Below are 746 nucleotides of genomic sequence, written 5' to 3' on the forward strand. Positions count from 1 at the left end.
TTCCGGGATGGACCCGAAAGCCTTCGCGATTGCGGAACCGCCGTCCGCCAGCAGCTCGGTTCGTTACGGCGGGCAACCCTTACTCGATTTCTAACAATGAGCTATCCACTTCATACCATTGCCTTTGCCATTGCCGAGCGGATCGAAAAGAAGATCCCCGCGATGAAGGGTCGTGTCACGGTTTGGGACGACACGCTCACCAGTGCGTTTTCGGCCAAGCTCGCGAACCTGCGCGGCAGTCACATTCTGGTGAAGCTGGAAGACGAGAAGAACACCAGCAAGACCAAGGCCGCGCTCTATCACGGAGCTTATACTATCACTTATTTTTCCTCACGTTTGCTCACCGCGAACGAAGCCACCACCCGCGACAGCGTCATGCAGGCGCTGAAGGATCACACCCACGGCTGGTGGCCGGAGAATATCCCGTCCAATGGCGTCGTGTGGATCAACACCAAGGCCATTTCCCATGAGTCCGCCAAGGTTGGCGACAAGCACCTCGCCGCCTCCGTGATGACTTTGGACGCGCCCCGAATCCCATCCTGACAAGCCATGTCTAACAACACCACTCCTGCCAAATCCGAGAAGAAACCCGAAACCAAGTTCGCCCGCGTCCTGATCAAGGAGCACGGCCTCACCCTCGGCAACTTCCGTTACCTCTCCGGAGCCGTCGCCGAAAACGTCCCGCTCGCTGATGCCGAGTTTCGCGAAAGCAAGGGCCAGCTCGAAATCCTCAACGTCATCACTGG

Annotated in this window: 2 protein-coding genes; both read left to right on the forward strand. The window is 57.9% G+C overall.

What is annotated here, in order from left to right; genetic code table 11:
* Positions 1–96: 96 nt before the first annotated feature.
* The gene (locus tag JIN85_RS20695) at positions 97–543 is read left to right on the forward strand and encodes a hypothetical protein (RefSeq protein ID WP_200274432.1); all 447 of its coding nucleotides are present in this window, start codon (positions 97–99) and stop codon (positions 541–543) included.
* Positions 544–549: 6 nt separating this feature from the next.
* On the forward strand, positions 550–746 hold a 197-nt coding region (locus tag JIN85_RS20700), incomplete at its 3' end, for a hypothetical protein (protein ID WP_200274434.1).

It is taken from the genome of Luteolibacter pohnpeiensis (assembly GCF_016595435.1).
In the GTDB taxonomy this organism is placed as follows: Bacteria; Verrucomicrobiota; Verrucomicrobiia; order Verrucomicrobiales; family Akkermansiaceae; genus Luteolibacter; species Luteolibacter pohnpeiensis.